21 protein-coding genes are annotated in these 22,813 nt (G+C 65.6%); 15 read left to right on the forward strand and 6 right to left on the reverse strand.

Annotated elements, in window-relative coordinates; genetic code table 11:
* Positions 1–31 precede the first annotated feature (31 nt).
* From BLW48_RS28890 to BLW48_RS35140, 9 genes are all read left to right on the forward strand, one after another.
* Positions 32–754, forward strand: coding sequence for a VirB8 family type IV secretion system protein (locus tag BLW48_RS28890; protein ID WP_093178926.1), 723 nt, complete (start codon positions 32–34; stop codon positions 752–754).
* Entirely contained in the window at positions 751–1,593 is an 843-nt protein-coding gene (virB9, locus tag BLW48_RS28895) for a P-type conjugative transfer protein VirB9 (protein WP_093178927.1), read from the forward strand. The genes BLW48_RS28890 and virB9 overlap by 4 nt, the downstream gene beginning before the upstream one ends.
* Positions 1,590–2,927, forward strand: coding sequence for a type IV secretion system protein VirB10 (gene virB10 / locus BLW48_RS28900; RefSeq protein ID WP_093178929.1), 1,338 nt, complete (start codon positions 1,590–1,592; stop codon positions 2,925–2,927). The genes virB9 and virB10 overlap by 4 nt, the downstream gene beginning before the upstream one ends.
* Entirely contained in the window at positions 2,896–4,044 is a 1,149-nt protein-coding gene (gene virB11, locus BLW48_RS28905; protein ID WP_093178930.1) for a P-type DNA transfer ATPase VirB11, read from the forward strand. The genes virB10 and virB11 overlap by 32 nt, the downstream gene beginning before the upstream one ends.
* Complete coding sequence (locus BLW48_RS28910) at positions 3,974–5,959, forward strand: type IV secretory system conjugative DNA transfer family protein (RefSeq protein WP_256330974.1); 1,986 nt, start codon at positions 3,974–3,976, stop codon at positions 5,957–5,959. Before virB11 ends, BLW48_RS28910 begins: the two co-directional genes overlap by 71 nt.
* A 69-nt stretch (positions 5,960–6,028) precedes the next feature.
* Positions 6,029–7,222 carry an LPD7 domain-containing protein gene (locus BLW48_RS28915; protein WP_177142441.1) on the forward strand — a complete coding sequence of 398 codons (1,194 nt, stop codon included), beginning with the start codon at positions 6,029–6,031 and terminating at the stop codon, positions 7,220–7,222.
* Between the two features lie 103 nt (positions 7,223–7,325).
* Complete coding sequence (locus BLW48_RS28920; RefSeq protein WP_093178934.1) at positions 7,326–7,652, forward strand: phospholipase D-like domain-containing protein; 327 nt, start codon at positions 7,326–7,328, stop codon at positions 7,650–7,652.
* 65 nt (positions 7,653–7,717) lie between these two features.
* Positions 7,718–8,380, forward strand: a complete 663-nt coding sequence (locus BLW48_RS28925; RefSeq protein ID WP_256330975.1) for a TraX family protein — start codon at positions 7,718–7,720, stop codon at positions 8,378–8,380.
* Positions 8,381–8,695: 315 nt separating this feature from the next.
* Positions 8,696–9,196 carry a hypothetical protein gene (locus tag BLW48_RS35140; protein WP_143047808.1) on the forward strand — a complete coding sequence of 167 codons (501 nt, stop codon included), beginning with the start codon at positions 8,696–8,698 and terminating at the stop codon, positions 9,194–9,196.
* A 161-nt stretch (positions 9,197–9,357) separates the two neighbouring features.
* Here BLW48_RS35140 and BLW48_RS28930 read toward each other — a convergent pair whose 3' ends face one another.
* The 3 genes from BLW48_RS28930 to BLW48_RS28940 all read right to left on the reverse strand — a co-directional run bounded on the left by BLW48_RS28930 (position 9,358) and on the right by BLW48_RS28940 (position 13,750).
* Entirely contained in the window at positions 9,358–10,464 is a 1,107-nt protein-coding gene (locus tag BLW48_RS28930) for a relaxase/mobilization nuclease domain-containing protein (RefSeq protein ID WP_093178935.1), read from the reverse strand.
* Positions 10,457–11,008 (reverse strand): hypothetical protein, encoded by a 552-nt coding sequence (locus BLW48_RS35930; RefSeq protein ID WP_256330976.1) that lies wholly within the window; start codon positions 11,006–11,008, stop codon positions 10,457–10,459. The genes BLW48_RS28930 and BLW48_RS35930 overlap by 8 nt, the downstream gene beginning before the upstream one ends.
* A 576-nt stretch (positions 11,009–11,584) precedes the next feature.
* Entirely contained in the window at positions 11,585–13,750 is a 2,166-nt protein-coding gene (locus tag BLW48_RS28940; RefSeq protein ID WP_093178937.1) for a ParB/RepB/Spo0J family partition protein, read from the reverse strand.
* A gap of 747 nt (positions 13,751–14,497) precedes the next feature.
* Here BLW48_RS28940 and BLW48_RS28945 point away from each other — a divergent pair.
* The 4 genes from BLW48_RS28945 (at position 14,498) to BLW48_RS28960 (ending at position 17,232) form a co-directional block, all read left to right on the forward strand.
* Positions 14,498–14,746, forward strand: a complete 249-nt coding sequence (locus BLW48_RS28945; protein ID WP_143047809.1) for a hypothetical protein — start codon at positions 14,498–14,500, stop codon at positions 14,744–14,746.
* A gap of 11 nt (positions 14,747–14,757) precedes the next feature.
* Positions 14,758–15,054, forward strand: a complete 297-nt coding sequence (locus tag BLW48_RS28950) for a hypothetical protein (protein WP_143047810.1) — start codon at positions 14,758–14,760, stop codon at positions 15,052–15,054.
* A gap of 158 nt (positions 15,055–15,212) precedes the next feature.
* Positions 15,213–16,583 carry an AAA family ATPase gene (locus tag BLW48_RS28955; protein ID WP_093178942.1) on the forward strand — a complete coding sequence of 457 codons (1,371 nt, stop codon included), beginning with the start codon at positions 15,213–15,215 and terminating at the stop codon, positions 16,581–16,583.
* Positions 16,576–17,232, forward strand: coding sequence for an HNH endonuclease family protein (locus BLW48_RS28960; RefSeq protein WP_093178944.1), 657 nt, complete (start codon positions 16,576–16,578; stop codon positions 17,230–17,232). The genes BLW48_RS28955 and BLW48_RS28960 overlap by 8 nt, the downstream gene beginning before the upstream one ends.
* Before the next feature lie 116 nt (positions 17,233–17,348).
* Here the strand turns inward: BLW48_RS28960 and BLW48_RS28965 are convergent, their stop codons facing one another.
* The 3 genes from BLW48_RS28965 to BLW48_RS28975 form a co-directional block, all read right to left on the reverse strand.
* Positions 17,349–18,410, reverse strand: coding sequence for a DUF932 domain-containing protein (locus BLW48_RS28965; protein ID WP_093178945.1), 1,062 nt, complete (start codon positions 18,408–18,410; stop codon positions 17,349–17,351).
* 605 nt (positions 18,411–19,015) lie between these two features.
* A complete protein-coding gene (locus BLW48_RS28970; RefSeq protein WP_093178973.1) occupies positions 19,016–19,837 on the reverse strand; it encodes a prephenate dehydratase in 822 nt (273 codons plus the stop codon).
* Between the two features lie 329 nt (positions 19,838–20,166).
* Positions 20,167–20,526: a DUF2958 domain-containing protein gene (locus BLW48_RS28975; RefSeq protein ID WP_093178947.1), complete on the reverse strand. Its 360-nt coding sequence runs from the start codon at positions 20,524–20,526 to the stop codon at positions 20,167–20,169.
* Positions 20,527–20,886: 360 nt separating this feature from the next.
* On the opposite strand from BLW48_RS28975, the gene BLW48_RS28980 reads away from it, so the two are divergent.
* Positions 20,887–21,144, forward strand: a complete 258-nt coding sequence (locus BLW48_RS28980; RefSeq protein WP_093178949.1) for a type II toxin-antitoxin system ParD family antitoxin — start codon at positions 20,887–20,889, stop codon at positions 21,142–21,144.
* Positions 21,141–21,470: a type II toxin-antitoxin system RelE/ParE family toxin gene (locus tag BLW48_RS28985; RefSeq protein ID WP_093178950.1), complete on the forward strand. Its 330-nt coding sequence runs from the start codon at positions 21,141–21,143 to the stop codon at positions 21,468–21,470. The genes BLW48_RS28980 and BLW48_RS28985 overlap by 4 nt, the downstream gene beginning before the upstream one ends.
* Positions 21,471–22,813 lie beyond the last annotated feature (1,343 nt).

A 22,813-nucleotide genomic window follows, 5' to 3' on the forward strand; every position in this document is an offset into this window, starting at 1 on the left:
TCGGCTGAAGCTCCCAGCCCAGGAACGCGCAATGGCCCGGAACGCCGCCCTTGAGAACTATCTGCTCGAGGCCCAGAACTGGGAACTCGATCGTGCGCGTCGAGCGGAGCGATCGGCCAGGATCGCCTGGATCGTCGCCGCGGTAGCGGCCGTCATCGCGGTGCTCGCGGTTGCCGCCGTCAGCGGTCTCACGCCGTTGAAGCAGCCCGTTCCCGTTCTCATCCGGGTCGACAGCAGCAGCGGGATCGTCGACATCGTTCCCACCTACGAGGGCACGGCCGACATCGAGCAGGTGGTGACGCGCAACCTGTTGCAGAACTACGTGATCGCACGCGAGCGCTACTTCTATGGCACAGCCGAGGCGGACTACGAACTAGTCGCCTCACAGAATGCGCCCAGCCTCAACCAGGAGTGGGCCGCCCTGTGGGCCGCCGACAACCCGACTTCGCCTCTGAATGTCTACAAGGACGGCACCTCTATTCGCACGCAGGTGCGCTCGATCACATTCCTCAAGCTGGAAAGCGGCAAGGACAAGCTGGCCCAGGTCCGCTTCACCCGCTCTACGCGCGCCGGCGGCACCGGGGAAGAGCAGGCAAGCCACTGGGTGTCCACGATCGAGTTCGCCTATGTCCCGCCGTCGAAGGACGACAAGATGCGCTCGCTCAATCCGCTGGGCTTTCGCGTCATGGAGTACCGCCGCGAGCCCGAGGTCGCCACGATGGGCATTGCACCCGGCAGACAGGATGCGCGATGAGACTCCAGGATACGCATCGCACATTTCCGCTCCTGATCGGGTTGGCGGCGGGCCTGATGCTCGCTGCGCCGTCCGCACACACCGCAACCGTGCCCCCGATCGGCAAGATAGACGCCCGGGTACGAGTGGTCGCCTACAACCCCGACGACGTCGTCTCATTGCATGGCTACGTCGGCTATCAGATCCACCTGCAGTTTGCCGAGGGCGAGGAGTTCGTGAACCTCGGCTCCGGTGATAACGGTGCCTTCGATGTTGGTGCAGAGCGCAACCATTTCTTCATCAAGCCCAGGGAGGCGCGCGCCTCGACCAACCTGACCGTCCTCACCAACCGGCGGGCCTACCACTTCGATTACGTCGTTTCCGCCACCGCGCCTGCGGGCATGGCCGCCAGGCGCATGGTGTATTCGCTACGCTTCACCTATCCGGAGGACGAGGCACGAGCAACTGCAGCCGATCGGGATCGTCGCCAGACCGAAGCACACATGAAGGAGTGGGCGGCCAGCCGTCCACGCAACGCCGACTACTGGTTCTGCGGCAGCGAGTCGCTCAAGCCGGTGAGCGCCTACGACGACGGGGTGCAAACCCGGCTGCGTTTCCAGTCACGCTCGGAATTTCCGGCCATGTTCGTCCAGAACGACGACGGCTCGGAATCTCTGCTCAACTTCAATGTCGAAGAGGACGAGGTCGTCGTCCACCGTGTGGCGCGCCGACTTGTGCTGCGCCGAGGCCAGTTGGTCGGCTGCGTCGTCAACCAATCCTTTTTTGGCGGCGGTTCACACGTGCCGTCCAGCACCAGCGTGCCGGGTGTGCAGCGCATCACCACGGGGGACGGACCATGATCTGGCTGGACCGGTTCCGCCGTCCCCCGCCGGCCGATCGTCGGGAAGATGCCGACGCGCCGCAGATCGATCCAGGCACTGGAGAGGTCCTGGCCGTGCGACGAACCACAGAACCAAAGCCTGACGCCTCCCGCGCAACCACTGGGGACACGACAATCCAGGGTGAGCGCACCATCCCTTCGGTCAATCGTGAGCGCTCCATCCAGTCACGCATCAGTGGCGCTCTGGCGTTGGCGGCGATCATTCTGCTGGGCACCGGGTTCCTGTTCTGGTACTACAACACACAGTACGCCAGGACCCGGGAGGCCGAAGAAGCCGCGAGGAAGGCGGCCGCTGCACGCGCCGGCGGCGAAATGAAGGTGCCGCCGCTGGGCCGCATCAACCCGCCAACGGGCTCATCGGCCCCAACGTCCATCTCCGACAACCCGCCACCGCCGGGGCCGGCGAACACCGCCAACGCGGGGCCGCAACAGAAAACACCCGAGCAGATCGCACTGGAGCGGCAACTGGGCGCGCCGGTGCTTCGCCGGGCGCAGTCTTCGCAGGCGGCGAGTGTCACAACGCCGTACGCCTTCGCGGATCCGGCAACATTGCCGGGCGGTGTTCCAGGCATGGCGCAGCTGATCGGCGCGCTGCAGGCGCCCAATACTGGTTCAGCGACTCTCAGCGGCAGCAGTGGCGGCCTCGCCGCCGGCCTCCGGCCTACCCCCACGCCGGAGGTTGCCGCCCAGGTCCTGCCTACACGCCGCATGCTGCTACCCAAGGGCGCATTCATCGATTGCACCCTGGAAACGGCCATCGACTCCACCTACGGGGGCATGGTCACGTGCATCGGCGCCAGCGACGTCTACGGAGCCGACGGCAAGGTCGTGCTGCTGGAACGGGGGACCAAGTATGTCGGCGAACAGCGCGGAACACCGCGCCAGGGACAGGGCCGTGTCTTCGTCGTGTGGAACGAAGCCCGCACACCCACCGGCGTCGTGGCCTTGCTGGCCTCTCCAGGCACCGACGAGCTGGGACGCAGCGGTCTCCCGGGCTTCGTCAACACCCATTTCTGGGACCGCTTCGGCACCGCGATCCTGATCTCGGTGATCGACGGAACGATGCAGGCCATCGCTGCCCATCAGCAAAGCGGCACAAGCGTCGGCGGTGGCGGTGGCGTGGTGCTCGCTCCACAGGGCAGCCGCGACGTCATCGCGGAGGTGCTGCGCAGCACCGTCTCGATCCCACCGACTGTCGTCAAGAACCAGGGCGAGCGGATCCAGATCCTGGTCGCGCGCGACGTGGATTTCAGGAGCGTCTATGCGCTTCGATCCGGCACAGTCAATCCTTGATCTCGAGCCTGGTGCCACAACGGGCAGCGGACAGGCGAAAGGAAAGCCTGCGCCTGTCGGTGCACCGGTGCAGCCGCCCTCATCACTCGCTCTCTTTCTCGGTCCGCTCGGCCGGCTGCTGGACGACCCCGCGCTCACCGAGATCTGCATCAACGAGCCCGGTGCGGCCTTCGTGGAACGGCAGTCCGGCTGGACGCGCGAGGAGCTTCCCTTCGCCAGCTTCGACTGGTGCATGTCCGTCGCCAAGCTCGTGGCCAACTTCACGCGCCAGCGCATCTCGGCCAGCGAGCCCCTCCTGTCCGCGACCCTGCCTGGCGGCGAACGGATCCAAGTCGTGCTGCCGCCTGCGACCCTGGACCGGACCGTCTCGATCACGATCCGGCGCCCGTCGAGCACCCTCTGGACCCTCGAGGATCTGGAGGACCTGTGCATCTTCGAGCCGACGCGCTGCGCGCCCGCGACCCCGACGCGGCAACCCGGTTCGAAGATCCCGTCGCCGGAAGATCGGGAACTGGAGGACCTCCTCGCACACAGGCAATTCGTGGCTTTCTTGCGGCGTGCCGTTCAGTTGCGCAGGAACATCCTTCTGTCCGGCGCCACCGGCTCCGGCAAGACCACGGTCAGCAAGGCACTGATCCTCGAAGTGCCTTCCGAAGACCGACTGATCACCATCGAGGACGTCAAGGAACTGTCGCTGCGCAACCAGCCCAATCATGTGAGACTCTTCTACTCGCAAGGTGCCCAGGGACAGGCCGAGGTCACGCCCGGCCAACTCTTGGCCAGCGCCAAGCGGCAGCGCCCCGACCGGGTGTTCGTGTCAGAGCTGCGCACCGGCGAAGAGGTCTACGACTACCTCGTGTCCGTGAACACCGGCCACCCCGGCTCGATCACCAGCGTGCATGCGGACAGCGCGGAGATGGCCTTCGTGGCGCTGGCGCAGCTGATGAAGCGCAGCCAGGCAGGCCAGGGCATGAGCACACGCGAGGGCGTGGAGCTGGCCCAGATGAGCGTGGACGTCGTCGTGCAATGCGCGAGGGACCGGCTCGATGGCCGGCAGCGGCGCATCGTACGGGAGATCTGGTATGACCCGGGCACCAAGCACCGAGGGCTTGCCTAGTCCTTTCAGGATCGCGGCCGCGCTGCTGATGGCGGCGGTGGTCGGCCTGTATGTCGGCGGCTACGCCTTCCTGATGGCCATGAAGCTGCCGCCGCAGAATGCCACGCCGCTGACCCTCCATCGGTACTGGGGGGCCTACGGCAAGCAGCCGGACGTGCGCCGTGCGCTCATCGCGGCGCTGCTCGGCTCCCAGGGCCTCATGCTGGGCCTGGTGGGTCTTGCCATGCTGCCGCGGCGCCCGCCGCTGCATGGCGCGGCGCGATTCGCCCTTCGGCGCGAAATCGCGAAGGCGGGCCTGCTGAAGGAGCAGGGCATCATCCTCGGCCGCCTCGGCCACCGTTACCTGGTGCTTCCGGGCCAGCAGGGCGTCGAGCTCGAGGCACCTCCGCGCAGCGGCAAAGGCGTCGGCGTCGTCATTCCCAACCTGCTGAACTGGCCCGGCTCGGCGATCGTCAGCGACATCAAGGGCGAGAACTTCATGCGTACGGCCGGCTTCCGCGCGGCCCACGGGCAGGAGGTGCATCTGTTCGACCCCCTGTCCGAACGCGAATGTTCGGCGCGATGGAACCCGCTGGGCTATGTGTCCGAGGTGCCCTACCGCTGCATCGACGATCTGCAACGCATCGGTACGATGCTCTTTCCCGACCCGCAAGTCGGCGATCCGTTCTGGACCTCGTCGGCGCGCTCCCTGTTCCTGGGCGTCGCTCTGTACCTCTTCGAGACCGAAGGCGCAACGCGCACCTTGGGTGAAGTGCTGCGCCAGGGCATGGCCAGCGATGCCGAGGGTTTCCAGAAGCACTGGAAACGTGTGATCGATGCCTGCGAGCGCGCCGGCTATCCACTGTCGCAGGAGGCGGTGCAAAGCCTCTACGACGTGATCGACCTGGCACCGACCACGGCTTCCAGCATCCGCAAGACCTTCACCAGCCGCCTGGACCTGTGGCTCAACCCGATGATCGATGCAGCCACCTCGGCCAATGACTTCGACCTGCGCGACCTGCGCAAGCGCACGATCTCGATCTATGTGCAGATCAACCCCGACAACATCGCGCGGTTGCGGCCGCTGCTCAACCTGTTCTTCCAGCAGGCGATCGGCCTGCAGACGCGCGAGCTGCCCGAAAACAACCCGCAGCTTCGTCACCAGCTTCTGTTGATGCTCGACGAATTCCCCGCCCTGGGTCGCATCCCCGTCATCGCCGACTCCACGGCCTTTCTGCCGGGCTACAACGTGCGCACGGTGATCATTGTCCAGTCCAACTCGCAGTTGATCGAGAAGTACGGCGTCGAGGGCGCCAAGTCGATCCGCAAGACGCTGGCTGCACGCATCGTGTTTCCACCCAAGGAGTACGAGGATGCCGAAGCCATCTCGCGCGAACTAGGGACCTATACCGTTCAGCAGAAGAACGTCAGCCGCCCGATGTGGGGCGGCGCGGGCAAGACACCGACCGTGAGCGTGAGCGAGCAACCGCGCCGCCTGCTGCTTCCCCAGGAGGTCAAGGAATTGGACCCGGAGCGGATGATCCTCTTCCGCGAAGGCCTGCGCCCGGTGCTTGCGTACCGCATCCTCTACTTCCGCGACAAGTTCTTCGCCAAGCGCGAACTACCGCCACCGCCGGTTCCGAAGCTGGACGTGGACAGGTCTGGTCGGGTCATCCCGACCGCTCGGACGACGACGGACGACGAGGAGGACGCGCCCGACGCGAGTCGAGGGCCCATCACCAATGCCGCGCCACAAGGCAGCGAATCTGCGTCGATGAAAGAGGCTCGCACCATCGCCAGCGAAGTACTGAATGGCAACCTGAAACTGGATGACTTCTCGTTCGACTTCGATGACGTGGAGATCCCCACCGAAAAGCTCAGTGACGAGGATGTGAAGCGCCGAGCCGATGAATTCGTGTCGCAGATTCTGGATTGATGCCGCATCGAGCCGATTCGGCCGACCCCTGCGTCCGACATGACTGCACGAACAGTGAAAGGAGCCGCAATGTCTACAGACCATTCCTCCGATGACTCTCCAACTGGCGGCGCGGGCACGGCTTCGCCGGACTTTGCCGGCTCCATCCAAGGCGACGCGCCTCCCGCGGGCCACAGCCGCCATCGGGTACCCGACGCCATCGTGCGCCGCTACCTGCGCGTCGACAACCGCTACTTCTTTCCGGACCGCACACTCGCATTCATCGACGACGACGGCCGCATCCGTGTGCGGACCGAGAACCGCGAGGTACTCCACAGCGTCGTGGCCATCGTGGAAATGCGCGGCTGGAGGGTCATCGAGCTCAAAGGCACCGGGTCCTTTCGCCAGGGCATGTGGCGTGAAGCCGCCTTGCGCGGCATCCAGGCCCAGGGCTACAAGCCGACTCAGGCTGAAGTCCTCCAAGTACAGCGTGCGCGTGAAAAGTCGCGCCCCTCGCACGAGATGGAATCCGGTCAAGAGCCCGCATCACCGAACCGCGACGTGCCGATCGCGCGCGAAGGTTCCGTACCCGCCGAACCTTATCGCAACTCCGATAGTTGTCCGCCCGACGCATCGCAAGACAATCGATCCCTGCGCGACGGTCCTAGACCGCCTGTCAGAGGCATGCTCGTGGCGGCGGCCGCCGCACCATACCTTTTTGATCCCGCACAGCGAATGTCCTTCTACGCGACGGTTCGCACGGAAACCGGCGAGCGCACCATCTGGGGAGCGGACCTCGAGCGCGCGCTTGCCGAGTCGGCCTCGCAACCGCGCATCGGTGACGAGGTCGTTCTCACGCAGCATGGCACCCGGCCGGTCAATGTCCGCACGACTGCCCGCAATGCGGACGGCGAGCTGATCGGCGAGAAGAAGATCATCGCGCAGCGTGCCCGATGGAGCGCCGAAACACCCGGCCACATCCGCGCGATGGAGCACCGTGCCATACGCGTACGCAACGGAGAACTTCAGTCCAACGCGGGCCAAGACCCTGACCTCGTCACTGTGGCTGCCGGCCTCAAACTGGCCGAGCAGTACGCCCGGCGAGTGACCGGCGATCAAGCCTCCCAGCAACGCTTAGTGCAGGCGATTCGCGAACGGCTGGCCACCACTATGGAACAAGGCCGCTCGATCTACCTCCCAGATCACCGCCCGAGCCCCACGCCAAAGCACGTGCGCCAACGCATGGGTCGCGGCCGTGAGGACTTGATCCATGAACGCATTTAGACATCGTAAGGAGCCAGGCCTGAAGTTCGCTGCCCTGGCAACAAACCTCATGTCCGCGTTGCTGGCGTCACCCATATCCGCAGCCACGCAGGCGACTTCATGCTTGGCCGCATTCACGCACAAGAAGGCCCTGCCGATGGTGCTGAACCTTATACGAGCCGTCCGCTCCACGCTCCTGGCTTCGGTCTACTCGTTCACCACCCGATCGGCGGCCACTTCCATGCGAGATGTCCAGCGCCGCAACATCCGAGTCTTCGCGGCGCACGACCTGACGGCGGAGACCGGCAGCTTCAACTCCCCGCCCACAGCTGCAGTACACAACGCCGAGAACGTGCTGATCGCGCGCAACACGCCAGCGCTCTTCGCCCAGTGCAGCGCAGCATGGTGGCGTCCGTGGGGCGAAGGCGCCGAACGGCCTCCAGTGCGCTGATGCACGGGGAGCCACGCAATCGCGCCGCGATGTCCCAGCCAATCCAACAGAAACCCCGAACGTCGATGAGCGCGTGGTCGATCTCGAATGGCTCACTGGAAGCACTCAAATGGGTAGGCCTGCTGCTCATGACAGGTGATCACGTCAACAAGTATCTGCTGCCCGAGACGAGCCCTGCCCTCTACGCACTGGGACGGCTGGTGATGCCCCTTTTCGGCTTCGTGCTGATGGTCAATCTGACACGGCCCGGGGCGCTCGAAGCAGGTGTGCACCTGCGCGTCATGAAACGACTGGCGATCTTTGCACTGCTGGCGACACCTGCCTTCGTTCGCCTGAACGGCTGGTGGCCATTCAACATTCTGGCCACCCTCTTCCTGGTAACGCTGATCGTCTGGCTGCTAGAACGGGGCGGTTGGGTCCATTGCTGTGCGGCTGTGATCGCCTTTCTCTTCGGTGGCGCGATGGTAGAGTTCTGGTGGCCGGCATTGCTCTCTTGCCTAGCCGCTTGGGGATTCCTGCGCCGGCCCGGCATGCTTCGGCTGCTGTTGTGGGCCTTTGCGACGGGTTCGCTCGCCGTCGTCAACGGCAACTTCGCCGCGGTGGTCGCCCTGCCCCTGATCTGGGGAGCGAGCCAGGTCGAGACACCATGTCCGCGCAGCCGGTGGATCTTCTACAGCTTCTATCCGGCGCACCTCTCGCTCATTGCTCTCGTGCACCGGCAGACGTGAAAAGCCAAGCCTCTGGAGCGACAGATACTCGCGACTTTTTTCTTCTCGGCAGCCCTTCAGTGTCATCTCGGCGACCGGACGGATGTCTTGCCGCAGCGCCGACCCTGAATATCAATGATGCTGTAGCTGACCAGTCGCGCGAGCCACCTCGCTGATGCGCCGGGTCGGCCACCCAGCACCTCGCCGATTAAAGTTTCTCTCAGAATTGCCGATGAAGTGGATTGAGCGAGCGCAAATCGGCGGTCGCTCGTACAGTTTTCACAACCCAAGACGACGCATGTTCGGGACGAAACCAACAGCACTCATCAGAGATCCATGAGGCTTCTCGTATCCCAAACACTCACCTTTCTTGCAATCGGCTTGGTCAGCCTGGCGTCCCAAGCCCAACCCGCACCGATGGACCGGATTGAGATCGTCGTTCACAAGAACGGTCAGGTCTTTTCTGGACCAGTCGCACTGGGACTCGAAGAGTCAAGTGCAGCTTCGGCAAGGGTACTGACGGTTGGCCAGCTTGAAGTGACATGCAATGGTGACCAGCCTCGAAGTATCAAAGTGGTTGATCGCAGTCTCGGTGTTCGGCTGAATGCCAAACGCACCAAGGCTGAAATCCAGTTCGAAGTACAGATGTTGGACATCGATGAGCAGCATCTGCCTGCAAATGGCCGCATGGGAAAGTGCTCGGCCATGGCTCCCCCAGAACAGCGATCAACGAAGGCAAGTTTTTCAGTCCCGTCCGGCCCCGCTTCGACCACGCAGATGGAGGCGGACGCTGACTCCGGTTTCCACGTAGTCGTCAACCGCACTCGCATGCGGTGATGATGTTGGCGGGTGCCGGTCAGACCTCCCCGTCATGTGTGCAGTACCGGAACTTGAGCGCTCGTCGGACCTTCGCGCCGGAGGCGAAATTGGTCAACCCGCAAGATAGCCCATCGCCAGCAGCGCAGGAAGACCTCATTTTGCGATGACCGGGCGACGGCTCAGCGGACTGGCTGGCCTGGTGTTTTGGTGTTTGTGCGCTCCAGCGCTCGGCCTCTGGCTTGTTTTCTCCAGCGATCGGCCAGTCGCCGCGTATCAGTCTGCACGGCCGGCATGCGTGCGACGAAACGATTCACCTGAGCCACCAGACCATCTTCTCCCTGTCTTCGCAACGCCTCAGCCGTTGTGCGCCAGTCTGAGATCACTGCCTGCCGAGTGCCCTGCATCGCCTCCTGGCCCGCATCGGATGCGCCCCTGCTCCTTCGCAGGACCTCGAACACACCCTCCAGCTTGGCACGCATGAAGGTTGATGTCTTCGGCTGCCGACGCTTCGCACGCTCGTCGGTTGACAATTTTCTGAACGCCCGAAGCACGCGGAGCCGATGATGGATCGCGTCTTTGTACGGCTTGCGGGTCTGCCCTCGCACCTGCCGTGGCGTCGCATTGGCCGCCACGCCCTGCTCGCGCATCAGCGCGGCGAACTGCTCGCGCCATTGCCGCAGCGTGTCCTTGCGGATGTACAGGCGCCTGCCTGGTTCGAACTCATGCTCGCACTTGACCACCAGGTGCACGTGCGGGTGCGACTGGTCGGTGTGCAGCACCATGGCATAGCGATGCTGCAGCGCGAAGTTCTCGCGCGCGAACCCGCGTGCCGCGGCCAGCACCTTCTGTGGTGGGGTACCGGCCGGCATCGACAGCACGATGTTGTGCACGAGCTTCGCCCGGGTGTCCTTCCGGCCCTCGGCCGGCTTGGGCTTGTACTGGCTTCTGCAAAGGTCCAGTTGCCAGTCGACCGCGATGTCCCTGGCAGCGCCCCGGCCCTGCAGGATCAGTCCCTCGTCTGTTTCCACCGGCAGCTTGCCGTGCCGGCCGATGTAGCGCAGGTGCGCTTCGACCCCGCCCACGTCCCGCCCGCCGCCGGAGACCTTCACCATCACCTCGGGCGTGCGACCCACCGTGCGCTGGATCTGCGCGATCTGGTCGGCTCCGAAGCGCAGCGTGCCACCGGGCCCTCGCCGGCCGTAGCTCACGATGTCCAAGGCCATGTCGCGCATTGCACCGATGGACCCGCGGCTGTTCCGACCGAGGCGAACCATCTGCTTAGGCATGGCTCAACTCCCCATCCGTCTCCCAGCTGATGACGTTCTGGCGCACGACAGCAGCTGTCGCTTCACGCGCTACTTCGACTTCCCGCCGGGCCAGTGCGATCACCTCACTCAATTCGGAGGCCAGAGACATCGTCAAAGTGTTCGGCATCCCGAACATGCGAAGCTGCCGCCCGAGCGCGGCCAGCTCTGCGCAGGTCACTTTGAGCTGGTCCAGCTCTTTCGGAGGCAACGCCGCCGAGCGCCGAACATGGTTGTGGACCAGCATGGCCAGGTAGCTGCCGGTCTTCATCTCACGGGCACGGGCCCGCTCTGCCGCCAACCTTCGATCGCCGTTGCGAAGCCGCAGCGTGATGCGATCCGATGCGGCGCCGTCGGCCGTCGAATCACGCGCCCCCGCGCTGTTGGTCTTCAGCACTTCGTTGACCATCTTGGCGAGCAGCCCCGACTCGCTCAGTTCGTGGCGCACGGCCAGCGCGGCAAACCGCGCCTTCGTATCGGGCGGCACCCGGGTCCCAATCACGCTCGACAGAGAGGTCTTGGTCATCGCAACGCCATGGCTGTTAACAATGTCTGACGGCAGTCTATCCTGCCCTCAACACCGCACAAGGACTTTGCCCCCGGAGGCTCACGCGCACGCCAAGCCTGCCGCACCTGCGACGCGCACACATGGTCTTCGCCGCCTCTTTGCCGCGACCGCACGGTTTACAGCAAGGCGGCTCTCGGCCTCGTGAGCCTCGGAGATCACTTCGGCGCACGACGTCGCCCTTCCCCACAGCCGGGCCGTACCCGCCCATCCTGGACTGGAGGTCCTGGACAGTGCGAGGAGAAGATCATGAGCAAGCAAGGAATGGATGGAGCGCCCGCGGCCACCGCGACGCACGCTCGATGATTCGAAGAAGGAGTCCACTGTCACTGATTGGAGCGCGGGCATTCCAATCGTCGGCACCTGCTGGCGGAACTGGACGAGACGGCAAGGGCCTGACGGACGCCAGGGCCGGGCTGCGGGCCGGGGGACAGGGGATAGGTGCGCGCCGCCGAGGTCGTGCGCCCTCGATGTTCGGCATGCCGAACATCGAGGGAAGAGAAGGAAAGCAAAGGACTGGCAAGACGAGCGGGACGACTACGCCTCAGTCTCCCCCTGGGGCATCGCCGCCGTGATCACGCGCAGCGGCGCGGGCAGCCAGCGTGAGCCTGCCAGCCTGACGGCGCAGTGCGCCGCCGCATCGGCCTTCTTCATCCCGGCCATGGCCTGCGTGGCGTCGGTACCGGTCGCCTCCTTCACGGCCTCCAGCGCCTTGGCCTTGCTCACGCGCCCGAGATAGTTCGCGGCAGTCGGCGCCCACCAGTCGGCCATGTCCACGCCCAGCGCTTCGGCGATCGCATCGCTGTGATCGCGCTCGCGCTCCCGTCCGCTCACAGTGTCGATGCTGCGCGCCGTGCAATAAGCCAGCAGTTCGAGCAGCGTGCCCTCGTCCTGACCGAGCAGCCAGCCGAACACGGCCTGCGGATCGTCGGGGATACGCTCGCTCCATGCTGCGACCGCCAGTCCCAGCAATGCCCCGGCGGACGAGCGCGCGTAGTCGCTTGCATGCTCGGCCAGCGCGTGGTCGCTGGTCGCCCGGACGTGGACCTTCACCACGTCGTTGCCCCATCCGTAGCGGTCGAACACGGTCTCGGCCATGCGGTGCACCAGCGTCGCGAGCGCCACATGCGGGTTGCGCATCAGCGCGGCCTGCAGGGCGGCAGTGCGGTGCGCGGTCAGATCGCGCATCAGTCCTTCGCTGAAATCGGACCGCTTGCTGCGGGCATCGGGATCGGCATGGATCGATGCGGCCGCCGGCGATCCATCACCGCCGCCCTCTCCCGCCGCCTTCCTGTCCTCGGGCCGCACGAGGCCGCGATGTGCCAGCACCTGCCCGTCATGGTCGATGTGCAGCAGCACGCCGGTATGCGCCATCTGCGCGGGTGTCCACTGAAGCAGCGCGGTGCGCGCGACCTCGAGCCTGTCGTCGAGCGCATCCAGCGCGCTGGCCAGCCGCTGCTCCTCAGCCTCGTACGCGTTGGAAGAGGAGCTGCCGTCGCCGTCAACATTGCCATCGTCGTCTCCATCGGTGTCCGCGTCCTGCTGCGATGCCTCCTCGTTCCGGTCGTAGGCTTGCGAGAGGGCCGCGTGTTCGGCCTCCATCGCCTCGATGGCCTGCGCCTCCTCGGGCGTCGGCTCCCGCCGGACCTGGGTTTCCTGTCCGTAGCGGCGCAGCGCGAGGCTGTCGCCGACGGTGAGGCAATCCACCCAGCCCCAGCCCTCGGCCCTCACCTCCTCGGCAAGGCTCTGGAGCTTCTCCATGGCGAGCGTCTGCAGCAGCACCGGATCGTCCAGATAGACGGTGGCCGCGTCTTCCGCATCCGCGAAGAGGTCGTGCCGCACGGCACCACCGCGGGCCTCGTAGGCCTCGATGCCCACGAACCGCGCGAGCCGGCTGTCGCCCGGGCAGGATTGCTCGGTGATGACGCGCCGCAGTGTCCACGCATCGCGGTCGTAGGACGGCAAACCGTCCCAGAGCGCTTCCTGCGCCGCGTGGTCCTCCACGAGGGCCAATACCTGCAACTGCTCGGGCTCGATGTCGCCGGTCCGGTAGAGCGCGAGAAACCGGGGCGCGAGGCGTGCGAGCTTCAGCCGCCGCTCGACGGTCAGCGTGCTCACGCCGAAGCGCGCGGCGACCTGCGCCGCGCTCAGGCCGTCCTCGACCAGCTGGCGGAAAGCCTCCATCTGGTCGGCCGGGTGCATGGCTTCGCGCCCGGAGTTCTCGGCGAGCGACACCGCCGCCGCGCGCGCATCGTCGTAGCACCTGCACTCCACCGGCTGCGAGGACGGCCAGCGGCCATCGGCGGCCAGCAGTTGCATTGCGCGCAGGCGCCGCCCACCGGCGACCACGGCGAAGCGGCCATCGGCCAGCGCGGTCACCGCGAGGCGCTGCAGCAGGCCCTGCGACTCGATCAGCGCTGCGAGCTCGGCGATGCCCTCGGGACTCGACGGCACCTTGCGCACGTTGGCCTCGCCGAGCGCGAGCCGGTCCAGCGGCACGAGCACATCGCGGCCTGTGACATCGACCGCATCGGCGGCCTGCGCGGCCTTGCGGTTTCCCTTCCCCGCCGGCCTGGCCTGGGGCGCCTTGGCAACGGCAGCAGGTTGCGGCGCAAGCGCGCCACCGCGCTTGCGGGACTTCGCGCGGCGCGCGGTGGTGGCCGTGGTGGCCGTGGTGGTAGTGGTAGCAGTAGCAGCAGTCATTTCCGTGTTTCCTTTGCAGCATGGATGCGTTGAAGAAAGAAATGGACGAAGAGCCCTGCCGGATTCCTAGATTCGGAGCCCTTCGGGAAAAGGGTGGCGGATCGCATCGGCCGGGCATCCGGAGCCGGCCGCCGTCTTCCTGAGTTCTTCGCCCGGTGACGCCAGGCGGGGGCGGGGACGGGGGAGCAAGGGGGAAGCATTCGTCACGCGAAGCGTTATGAAGACCCCCTTGCAGGCGAAGCCGGTGCCCTGGCGCCGGGCCCGCACAGTCACCGCACAAGGCGAAGGACGCGGGAAGACGCCGGCCCCCTGCCACGGACCGGGGCGCACCGCCACCGCCGCGCGGCGAGCGCCCTCACCTGCCGCAGGCAGGTCCGATCAGGAGGATGTTCAGGGGGCGCCAGCCCCCGCGCCAGGGATGCGCAAGGCGGCCGCGGGCCGTCCCCGAGAGGGGATGAGCGCGGCGGTGCGAACCTGCAGCAGCCCGACGGCGGCGAGAAGCCGCCGGGGCGCTTGGGCCGCTATCTGCCATTCGATCTGCCATCTCTTTGCTCCGGCGAAGACATGCGCCCATGCATGCCGCAACGACACGATCGGGCACCTCCGCCGCGCGAGGAGGGACCGGGGTCGAGCCCAAGCGCACGCCCGATGGCGCAAGGCGTCCGACAGGCCGGTTGCCGCCGCAGGGACGTGGCTAGACTGAAGCACTCGATCAGGAATCTTTGGAGGAATTGGAGAGCGATGATGATGGGTATTGGAAGAATCTCGGCCATCGCGGTGGTGTGCGCGTCCTCGGTCTTTCTGGGCGCATGCGTGCAAGGACCGGAGATCGTGGGTCGCACGCCCGCCGAGCGGCAGGCGGGCTGGGCCCGCAAGCTCGAGGTCACGAACGACACGTTCAAGGGCCTCACGACATTCAAGGGCGCGTACGTCGCCAGGAGCGGTTCAACAGCGCGCACCTGCGGGCATTCAGGTGACCAGGCCAGCGCGACGTGATCCAGCTCTACGTGCTGGCGTCATTCGAGGGCGGACGGCGCTACTACGACTCGGCCTACACGGAAGGCGGCGTCAGATATCCCGTGACCAGGATCGACACCGACGTCACGTCCTGCAGGTACGAGTGCACTTACTGGGAAACCGTCGGCGTGAGTTTCACCGGGGAGCCGCGGAGGAAGGCGACCGGCTCCCAGGGGCTGGTGGTCAAGGTGGCGGGCCGCGGGGGCGAGCAACTCGTCAAGCTGCCCGAGGACTGCGTGATCTCGTTCCTCGACAGCCTCAGCGCCAGCCCGAAGTCACCTCGCTGACCGCGCCCGCCCGGTGGCCGGCGCCTCGACGGCGATCGCCCCGGTGCGCCGATTGATCCGATCCGCGCACCACCGGTGTCTTTCCTTGCGATATCCGGGAGACGCCGAGCATTGCGGCCCGCGCGGCTTCGGTATTCTCCGGACCCGGAGGGATTGCGATGCTGAAAAGCTATACGACTGACGGCCGATCGTTCGAGTTCGTCGAACCGGACGGCCACGGGTCCTCGGACCGAAACACATTCACGGTGATCGTCGGCAGAAACGGCACGGGAAAGAGCCGCCTGTTGAGGTCCCTGGTGATCAACCTGATCGGGGATTCCGTGGACCCGATCGCCTTCGCGAAGGAAGAGCGCCTGCGCTCGAACCTGGACTACGTCGGCACCGTCGACACCGTGCATCGCCCCTCGAAAGTCATCTGCGTCTCGACCAGCCCCTTCGACAGGTTTCCGCTCTTCCGCAGGGACTATGTCACCGACCGGTACAGCTACCTCGGGCTGCGCGGCCTGCCCAGCACGAACCTCGGCGTCGCCTACCTGTCGCGCATCGTTTCGGCCCTCATCGGTGCTGCCGCACGAAGTCGCGCGCAGGCTTCGGCCATCAGCAAGGTGCTCAGGTATCTCGGCTACGAGGAGGAACTGGAAGCGACGTTCCTTCCTCCGTCGGCGCGATTCCTGGAGGAGCTTGTTGCAGCGAAGCATCCTCAGGAATTCCTGTACGAGTACATTCAGCGCCCTTCACCGTTCCCGATTCACGACAGTCACCTTGTCGCACCGCGACAGCTGCTTGGGCTGGAGCCCGAGCAGCTTTCTGAAGTCCTCGGAATCGCCGCGCGCATGGTCACACGGCTCCCGCGCGGTCGTGCCTACATCACCGTCGGTGCCCGCGGTGTCAAGGTAAGAGCGGACTGGGACTGCAGCCCGGACGAGGTCATCCTTCTGGCGAACTCGGGCTTGCTGAAGCACAAGGAAGTGGTCTTGTCCAAGAGGAGTTTCGGGCCATTTCTGCTTCACGAAGCCAGCTCGGGTGAGCAGGCGGTGGTCATGAGCCTGCTTGGCATCGGCAGCCAGATTGCCGACGGGGCACTCATCTGCATCGATGAGCCGGAAGTGTGCCTGCACCCGGAATGGCAGGAGAAGTACATCGAGCTTCTCTTCCGCACTTTCAACAGCTACCGGGGCTGCCATTTCGTCATCGCGACGCATTCCCCGCAGATCGTCGCCCAGTTGCCGGACGGGAACTGCTATGTGATGGCGATGGAAGACGGTGTCGCGCGGCGGGCCGCACGCTATGCGCATCGTTCCATCGATTTTCAGCTCGCGGAGGTCTTCAATGCGCCCGGCTACAAGAACGAATACCTGAATCGCATCGCCCTGAACGTCTTCGCCAGGGTCTCGAAGTCGAAGGAGCTGGACCCTCGCAGCCACGCCGACCTGGAGACGCTCAGAAGAGCCTTCCCCGAGCTTCGCCCGGACGATCCGTTGCGAGACCTCGTCGCTGCCCTGGAAGAGCTGGCCCGGACCTATGGCTGATCTTCCTCAAGCAGTCGCCTATTCCGAAGAAATGACGCAGCTCATCGCGAGCAAGCTCGCCGACCAGTCATTCACGCACGAGGACTGGGCAAGGGACGAACTCGAGGCGCTGCGCCACCACATCAGGGCGCACTACCGCAGGGCGCAAGTCGGAATCTGCGCGTACTGCAGGCAGTCCGTGTCTCTTCAGTCGGCCATGAATTGCCATGTCGAACACATCGCACCCAAATCGAAGTATCGGCATTTCATCTTCGAGCCCAAAAATCTTTGCGTCATCTGCGCCGACTGCAACGCGATCAAGAGAGAGCAGGAAGTTCTTCGGAATGAGCCCGACACGGTCGTGGGCGGCGAGGGCCGCAAACGCTACCCGCGCTCGTCCAACGCCTTCAAGATCGTCCACCCTCACTATGACGAGTACGAACGCCACATCAAGGTCGTCAACGGCGCCTACTACCTCGATCTGTCCAGCAAGGGGCATTTCACGATCGGCGCTTGCAAGCTGAACAGAAGGCTGCGGGAATTTGGATGGGAAGCGCCCTACGACGATGCGGACGTATCGGCCGCAGCCGAGAAGTTTCTGGGCACCAAGGATCCTCTCACCCGATCTGCAGCGCTGAAATCGCTGCAGGAAATGCTGATACTGATGTGACGCTGCCGCATCCGGATTTTCTGCGGCGTTCGGGCCCAGGCCCTGCAATCGGGACCTGCGCCAGTCGCGCCGTGCAAGCAACGAAAGGGCCGGAGACGAAATCCGGCCCTGCCGCGTCAGCCAGCGATGCGCTTGAGCGCGAGATCCCACAGGCCCGTGTTCAGCCGCACCGTCTCGCGAATGGCCCGGATGCCTCGGGTGTGCATCGCACGGCCCGTGGCGGTACGGCCGTCGAGGCCGCCGCGCAGCGTGTGCTCCTGGATCGCGTTAAACGTGCGCCAGACGTCGTCACCGACGTCGGCCATGCGCCGGCGCTCGAGCAGTTGCGCCGGTTGCACCGGCGGCTCGGCCTTGTCCGGGTAGCGCAGGGCCAGCGCCTCGCGCGCGAAGTCCAGCTGCTGCGCGCCCGACAGCACGGTGGCGCGCATCGCCTCCACGGCCTCGCCCACCCGGGTAAACTCGCCCGCGATCCGCTGCGCCGCATCGACCACCTGAGCCACCACGTTGCCGCGATGGCTCACGTGGACCAGCCCGAAGTCGCCGATCGCCGCGAGCATCCCGTTGGTGCACACGGGCCGGAACAGCCCCGCCCTCAGCTGGTAGGCGCTGCGCCCGTCGTGCGAATTGATCAGCACGATCTCGCCGAGCACGTCGTCCAGCGAGAGGGCCTGCACCACCGGCTGGAAGCGCAGCATGTGCAGCGCATGACCCTCGCGATCTGCACGATCCGCGCCAGTGCCGCGCGAACGCGTCTGCACCGCCAACGTCGGCTCGAAGCCCGCCTCTCCCAGCGCCGCGACGATCTCGCGCGTGCTGATGAAGACGTACTTCGGCCCGGTGCATGCCGCGGCCTGCTGCGCGAACGCTGCCGGCGCGCTGCGCGCGAGCTCCTGCGGCGACAGGGACGTCCTCGCGGCGAAGACATGAGAGGAGGACGAAGAGGAAGAAACGAACGAAGCGGAAAGGGAAGAAGACAGCGTCATGATGAGCTCCTGGAAGAGAAACACAGGCAGGATTGCCTGCGTCGCCCCCGGCTCACGCGGCAGCGCAGCGCTCAGGGCCGCCGCAGGCGCGCGGCACGCGCCGAGCACGCACAGCAGGTGCGCGCGCAGGGCCTTGAACGCGAGAACCGCGTGATACCCTGACCCGACACAGGCAAGCCCTCCCCTGCCCCTCATCCTCTCCCCCTTCCCGCGCCCGCTGTCCGGACGAGCGCAACGTGGGCCCGGACCACGGCGCGGCCATGTTCGCCTGCCACCAGTCCAGGACCGGCGCCGAGGTGCACTGCGCCGGCTGGACCCCAGCCACCTCCAGCCCGGTGCGGACTGGCCTGCGCTTCACGAGAACTACGGCCAGGTACTCGAGAAGCTGCGTGCCGCCGCGCCTGCGAGCACCGCCATGACCGGCGACGGACATCAGGCTCAGGGCATGTGCCTGTCCCGGCACCGCTGAGTGCAGGGGCGCCTGCCGAAGGCCTCGGCGCATGGGCGTGTGTGTTGCGGCCGCGGCGGCAGACAGATTCCGACCGTCACGCCAGTCTTGAAGCCGCATTGGGGAGCCGGCCTGCGTTCTTGGAAACTGTCCAGGTACCCCTACCTGATCGCCTGTTTCAGGCATCCGGATCTCGTGGTCATGGTGGATGTGTCGCACACACGCGCCGACGACGTCGCCGCGCTGACCAGCTATCCTGATTCGCCTGAGCATGCCGGCTCAGGCGGACACAGTCCGTCTTGAGGCCCTGCAACTTGCTCAGCCCCGCGAAGCGCGGACGCGCAGGCAGTGTTCAGTATCTTCGGGGATAGGAACCGAGCAGCCGGAACTCCACATGCCGCGCCAGCAGCCTGGCGATCTGCGGCTGCGAGGCATGGCCCGCGACGTCGATCACATACCGATGTCCGTCCAGCGACTTCCTGCCCGGACGTTCGTAGATAGCGAGCACCCGGGCCGAACCCGCCAGCGCCTGCAGCGAACGCTGGAAGCCGGTCTCGTCGACCGTCAGCAGCAGGCTGGTCTTGTCGTTGCCGCTCGGCGCGGGCAGCGCATGCCCCAGCACCCACCAGCGCGTGGTGTTGTGAGGCCCTTCCTCGATGCCGTTAACGATCGCCGCCAGCCCGTGGATGCGCGCGGCGCCGGGCGGCCCCATGGCCGCCATGTCCGAAGCCGTCCCCTGCGCCACCAGCTGCGCCGCGGCGCCCGCGCTGGCGGCCGGCTTGCGCTCGACCCCGGGCATCTCCAGGTCGAGCCAGGGCTTCACCTCCTCCAGCGCCACGGGATGCGCGACGACCGTGCGGATGTCCTGCCTGCGGGTGCCAGGCCTGGCCAGCAGGCTGTAGCCCAGCGCCTTCGGGTACTCGGCCACCACGTGCACGCCCTCGAGCGCGAGCACGTCGTCCAGGTATGGCGTGGCCCCGACCACCGCGGTCGTGACGGGCACGCAGACCCTGTCGACCGTCTTCGCCTGCAGCGCCTCGAAGAGCGCCTGCCTGTCGAGCGCGACCAGGTCCGCGTCGCCGAACAGCTCCACGCAGGCCTGGTGTGTCCAGCTGCCCGCCGGCCCCAGGTAGCCGATCCGGGCACCGGCAGTGCAGATGCTCATGGAGAGCATGGTAATCATGGCGGTGAAGGTGACGGAAGATTTCATGATGGGCAACGGCAAGAGAAAGCGGCTGAGTGCATGAAGCACACGGACGCACGGCACATAGCTCACCGCAGTCCCTGTGGGGTCGAATGCCGCAAGCCCGCAGGTCTGCGACGGGGGAGGCCCGATGATCCGGGCGCGGGATGCCTCTCGCAACGCTTGCATGGCATGCACTTGCCGCACGCCGCAAGAAGACCGACGCCCCCGGGGCGCCAGGCCCACCGGCATTGCGCCGCGCGAAACCCGCGACAAGCCTCACACCGACTGGGCGGCCCGGCTTGCCGCGGCGGGCCCCCTCAGGCCTGGATGCGTCCCGCGCTGCGGGCCTCCTTCGCATAGGCACGCAAGCGCTTGTCCGCGCGGAAATGCAGGTCCTGCTCGACCGGCAGCCCCAGCATGCCGCGCAGCCCGGCCAGCTCGGCAAGGCTCACGCAGCCCAGCTCCGGAAAGCCCATCCCGAGATCGCACAGGCCGAAGGCGGTGTCGTGGTCCTCGGGGTCGATCTCGCTGAGCAGCCAGATGGCGCCCGCATCGGGCGTGAACAGCTTGACCACGGGCAGCGGATCGAAGTCCGCCTGCGCCCGCGAAGCCAGGCCGTTGGCCAGCAACTGGTCGAACTGCGCGTCGCTGAGGAAGGTAAAGATGGAAGCAGCCATGGCGTTCTCCTTGAACGGTTGCGGGCGGGATTGCCCGGCACCGTCGCGGACACGCCGCAGCGCAGCGGTCAGGGTTCGAAGACGGCCCGCGGGCCGCCAGCGCGCCGCACAGGCGCGCGCAGACCTTGACGGCGAGAACGGCGTGCCACGATGAAGGAGCCAGCAGCAAGCCAGCCCCACACATCACCACCGCCTCCCTCTTCTTTCTGCACCTCCCCCTTGCCCCCTCTCCTTCGGGTCGGCACGAGGCAAAGCGAGCGCGCCCGAGACCTGCAGAACAGGCGGGGGGCCTTTCGCGCCGTCTCGGGTTCAATCCAGGCTATTCTTGCCAAAATTTGCCATCGAATCTATCATCGCGCCATGAGCACGATGAACATTTCCCTGCCCGACACGCTCAAGTCCTTCGTGGACGAACAAGTCGAAAAGCGCGCATTCGGGACCAGCAGCGAGTACGTGCGCGAGTTGATCCGCAAGGATCAGGAGCGTCTGCATCTTCGCGGCTTGCTGCTTGAGGGGGCGGCGTCAGCGCCCGGAAAGCCGGCCGACACGGCTTACTTCAGGACGCTGCGCGACCGGGTTCGTGCAGCCGACAAGCCGCAGGCCAACGCGCGCAAGTGACCGCCAGGGAGATCGTCCCCCGCGCACAAGCCCACGAGGACGTGGACGCGATCATTGAACACTACCTGAGCGAAGATGCCGAGCGTGTCGCGCTGGGCTTCATCGACGCATTGGAAGAGGCCTACGCGCACATTGCGCGCCACCCGTCCACCGGCTCGCCAAGGTACGCGCACGAACTGAACCTGCCGGGGCTGCGGTTCTGGCCTTTGACGCGCTATCCGTACCTGGTCTTCTATGTCGAGCGCGGCCCCCACATCGATGTGTGGCGTGTATTGCATGGCCAGCAGGACATTCCTGCGTGGATGCGGGTACCGGACGAGATCTGACAAGACCTGGTTCGAAGACGGCCCCCAGGCCGCCAGCGCGCCACGCAGAGGTGCCCGCAGGCGTTGACGGTGAGAAAGGTGTGCCACGATGAAGGAGCCAGCATGCCGGCCGACGCACCACCACTGTCGCCTTTTCTGCTCTCCTTCTTCGGGCGGCCACGAGGCGAAGCGAGCCGTGCCCGGGGCCTGCACCGCGCAGGCGTTCTCGCGCACCTGTGCGCGAAAGGAAAGCAGGTGCAGGATCCGGCACACGCGGGAGCCCGGAGGGTCGATGTCGGACAGAGCGCTGCATCGGCCCATCGAAGCTACTGGCTGGAGCCAAGGCCCTCATGGCGCCATGGGCCACCGGACTGGCTACGGACTCTCGACATTGTCGAGAGAAATTCCCTTGGCTTCACTCACACAGGCACAGGCGTCCGAGCAATTCACCCCCCACTCGCACGGGAAGTGTATGCGTCCGGAAAACTCATCTTGTGTGTGCTTCTCAGAGGCCGAGCTTGGTGCTGATGAGGGGCGCATCACAAAGATCCACCTCCTCGCATCGCTGGCGAGCAGCTTCAACTGCGGCCATCAATTCACCCGTCACTGCAGGATTCGACTGCCCACCCTTTTGCAATTCGGTCGATGTCTTGCAGGACGGCTTCAATAGCAGTTGCTCAAACCGCCAAGGCTTGCTGAATCGGCTTGCTCATCGTAGAGGGGATCTTTGCCACGCAGCGATGGTGGCACTTCCTGGTCTTACGCTCTGTGTGCTACCTCACATGAGAACGGGAACGCGCGGCCGCGATTGACGAATGTAGGGAACAAGGTTGTACAGCCTAGCGATCGCCGCAGCAGACGCATCGGGTTGCCGGCATGCATCCAGGACCTCCGCCTTGAACTGCGCGCTGTGCTTGCGACGAGTCGCCCGCTTAACCACACCATCTATCGTGTCCACATCATTCATCGCGGACACGATGCCTGCCGACTCTCAGGCACTCAAGATGACTTCATCGTGCGCTTACGTATCAAGCTAATTTGAACTAGGCGCTTGCGTCAGATTTACCGACGTGGGTATCGAGTTCAATTTCAGGCAGCACGCAGTTGCAGCGTAAGCGAGCAGCCATCCCGTCTTGACTGCGGATAGTCTCCTGCCCGCAGGCCAGACTTTCGCTGCCGGCCAGGATCAGCCTTCAGCTCAGTGCGCGCTAATCCGCTGCCGCAATGGACGCGCTACAGCGTGGTGATCACACCGGCCTCGCCGACGAACTGCCAGGGCAGTCCCAGTACCAGCGCATCGAACTGCGGCCGGCTCAGTGCCAGCGTTCCGTCGATGTTCTTGGGCCAGGCGAACTTGCCGCTGT

This window comes from Variovorax sp. YR266 (genome assembly GCF_900107295.1).
Classification (GTDB): domain Bacteria; phylum Pseudomonadota; class Gammaproteobacteria; order Burkholderiales; family Burkholderiaceae_C; genus Variovorax.